The organism is Isoptericola sp. NPDC056134 (assembly GCF_042264825.1).
In the GTDB taxonomy this organism is placed as follows: domain Bacteria; phylum Actinomycetota; class Actinomycetes; order Actinomycetales; family Cellulomonadaceae; genus Isoptericola; species Isoptericola nanjingensis.
On record NZ_JBHJVM010000020.1, the window covers coordinates 1 to 3,198 of the forward strand.

Below are 3,198 nucleotides of genomic sequence, written 5' to 3' on the forward strand. Positions count from 1 at the left end.
GGACCGGGCCGAACGCCCGCTCACAGCGTCTCGTGGTCGCGGCCGGAGCCGGGGGCGAGGTCGGCGACGGCGCGGTCCGCGAGCTCCGCCCCCGCGGCGCCGTAGAGGTGGAAGACGGCGTCCGCACCGTGCCGGCGCAGCTCGGCGGCGTCCTCGTCATAGCGGGCGATCGCCGCCACCCGGCCGGCGAAGCCGACCGCGCGCAGCCGGGCCAGGGCGATGAGGTTCGCCTTGTGGAACGGCATCGCGAGCACGGCGAGGCGCACCTGTCCGGCCCGCTTGACCCGGGCCCAGAACTCGGTGTCCGTGGCGTCGGCGGGGACGACGGCGATCCCCTCGGTCCGCAGCGCCTCGACGCGGGTGCGGTCGTGCTCGACCCCCATGACCGACAGCCCGTGCACGTCGCGCAGGCGCCGGTACGTCGCCGAGCCCACCCGCCCCAGGCCGAGGACGACGGCGTCGACCCGGCCGATGTCGACCGGGCGGTCGTCGAGGTGCAGCTTGTCGACGTCCCGCCGGGGCAGGAGGGCGGTGAGGCGGGCCGCGAGCTCGACGCCGCGCCGGTTGACGATCGCCGAGACGACGAAGCTGCCGGCGACGGCGAGGGAGACGATGACCGTCCACTCCTCGTCGAGCAGGCCCGCCGTCGCGCCGAACGCGACGACGATGATGCCGAACTCGGAGAAGTTGCCGAGCGCCAGACCGGCCAGGAACGACGTCCGCCGCCGCAGCCGCATCAGCCACAGCAGCACCGCGTACCCCGCCACCTGCAGCGGCAGCAGCAGGAGCAGCAGGCCGGCCAGGGCCAGGTCGACCGGGGCCGGCATCCCGTGCAGCCCGATCTGCAGGAAGAACGCGACGAGCGCCAGGTCCTTGACCGTGAGCAGGGAGCGGGAGAGCTCGGTGGCGCGCGGGTGCCCGGCGAGCAGGGCCCCCATCACGAGGGCGCCGAGGTCGCCCGACAGCCCGACGACCTCGAACAGCCAGTACCCGGGCACGAGGGCGACGAACGCGCCGAACAGCGCCTGCAGCTCACCGTGCCCGGCCCGGTCCCAGACGCGGCGCAGCACCCAGGCCCCGGGGACGAGGGCGACGACGGCGAGCGCCCACGGGCTGGGCGGCTCCCCCGTCGAGACGGCCAGGAACGCCACGGCGATGATGTCCTGCACCACGAGCACGCCGACGGCGATGCGCCCGTACAGCGCCGTCGTGTCCGAGCGGTCCTCCAGCACCTTGACCACGAAGACCGTGGAGGAGAACGACAGCGCCAGCCCGACCAGCGCCAGGGAGCCGAGCGACTCGTCGGCGAGGAGCCGGATCCCGACGACCGCGAGCAGGCCGAGGAACCCGACGGCCACCGCGACGCTCAGCACCAGGTGCGCCGCCGTGGTGAGCCAGACCTCCGGGCGCAGCAGCGAGCGGACGTCGAGCTTCAGCCCGATCGCGAACAGCAGGAGCGCCACGCCCAGCTCGGCGACGGTCTCCAGCCCGGGCAGGTCGGGGGCTCCGGCCGCCCCGAGCGCGAACCCGGCGGCGAGGAAGCCGACCAGCGGCGGCAGCCGCAGCAGCGTCGCCGCCAGGCCGCCCACGAGCGCCGCAGCGAGGTACAGCACGGCCGTGGCCATCAGCGCTCCTGACCTTCTCCGGTCCCGACCGACGCGGGCGCGCCCGACGTCGTGGCGCCGATCCTACGAGCGGCGGGCGCCCTGCGCCCCTACGCCGCGCGCACGGCCCCGGCCAGCGCGGGCGCGAGGTCGCCGACCGGCGCGACCGCCGTCGACCCGAGCCCGAGCCAGCCCGCGAGCACGGCGAGCTCGGCGCCCAGCGCCGCCGCCGTGCCGGGGCCGGCGTGGGCGGTGGGGTGCACCGCCTGGACGCGCAGGACGCCCGCCTGCCGGTCGGCCTTGAGGTCGACGAACGCCGTGATCGCGTCGCCCTCGAGGAACGGCAGCACGTAGTACCCGAGCACCCGCTGCGGCGCGGGCACGTAGATCTCGATCCGGTAGTACACGTCGAAGAGCGCCTCGAGGCGCCGCCGCTCCCAGACGACCGGGTCGAACGGGCTGAGCAGCGCGCGCGCCTGCGCCCGGCGGGGCACGCGCGCGTCCCGGTGCCGGTAGGTGGGCTCGTCCCAGCCGCGCACGTCGACCGGCACGAGCACGCCGTCCTCCACCAGCTCGTCCCGGGCCCGGCGCACGGCCGGGCCGCGCAGCCGGAAGTAGTCGGCGAAGCAGCGGACCGTGCCGATCCCGTGCGCCCGGGCGCCGAGCTCCAGCAGCCGGCGCACGGCCTCGTCGCCGGGCACCGGCTCCGCCGCGCGCACGGCCGGCGGCAGGACGCGCTCGGGCAGGTCGTAGCAGCGCTCGAACGCGGTGTTGCGCCGCGCGGCCATCACCTCGCCGGTGAAGAACAGGAACTCGAGGCAGCGCTTGGCCATCGTCCAGTTCCAGCCCCACTCCTCGCGCGAGCGCGGTCCCGACCGCCCGGTGGCGACCAGCTCGTCGTGGATCTCGCGCGCGGTCACCGGCCCGCGCTCGGCGACCAGCTGCCGCACCAGGTCCATCTCGGCCGCGTGCGCCAGCGGTGCCCCGGCGATGGTGCCCCAGGCCTCGTCGAGGTAGTTGCGCCGCCGCCACTCCAGCAGCGGGTACGTCGACGCCGGCACGAACGAGGCCACGTGCGCCCACGTCTCCACGATCCGCCGCGGGGCCCGCCCCGCCGCCCGGTCCAGCAGCCCGACGTCGTACGGCCCGAGCCGCGAGTACAGCGGCATCAGGTGCGCCCGCGCCAGCACGTTCACCGAGTCGATCTGCAGCAGGTTCAGCTGCTCGACCGTCGCCATCGCGCGGCGCATCGTCACTCCGCCGTCAGCAGCACCGGAGGCGTCCGGTCGAGGCCGGGCCAGCCCCTGGGCCCCGAGGGCGACGCGGCGGGCCTGCGCGAGCGAGAGGGAGTCCACCCGGCCATCCTGCCGACCCCCACCGACAGCCCCTCGTGCCGGTCGCACCGGATGTGCCACTGCCTCTGGACCGGGCTCGCCCCGCGACAAGCCGCGAGCGAGCGAGAAAGGGCGGGTAGGGGCTTCTTCGCGGGGACGTGTCCCCCCCCCAAGGGAGGGGGCCCCCGTGCCCATGAAAACAGTCCCCACAAGAAGACCCCCCACCCCATGACCCCAAAACAAGGTTTGGCTGACCATGT

The 3,198-nt window shown here is 75.5% G+C and carries 2 protein-coding genes; both read right to left on the reverse strand.

The features are described from left to right. Positions 1–20: 20 nt before the first annotated feature. Positions 21–1,625: a cation:proton antiporter gene (locus tag ACFCZN_RS16790; protein WP_429767083.1), complete on the reverse strand. Its 1,605-nt coding sequence runs from the start codon at positions 1,623–1,625 to the stop codon at positions 21–23. A gap of 89 nt (positions 1,626–1,714) precedes the next feature. After that, on the reverse strand, positions 1,715–2,959 hold the full coding sequence (locus ACFCZN_RS16795; protein WP_430557501.1) for a winged helix-turn-helix domain-containing protein: 1,245 nt from the start codon (positions 2,957–2,959) through the stop codon (positions 1,715–1,717). Between the last annotated feature and the right edge of the window lie 239 nt (positions 2,960–3,198).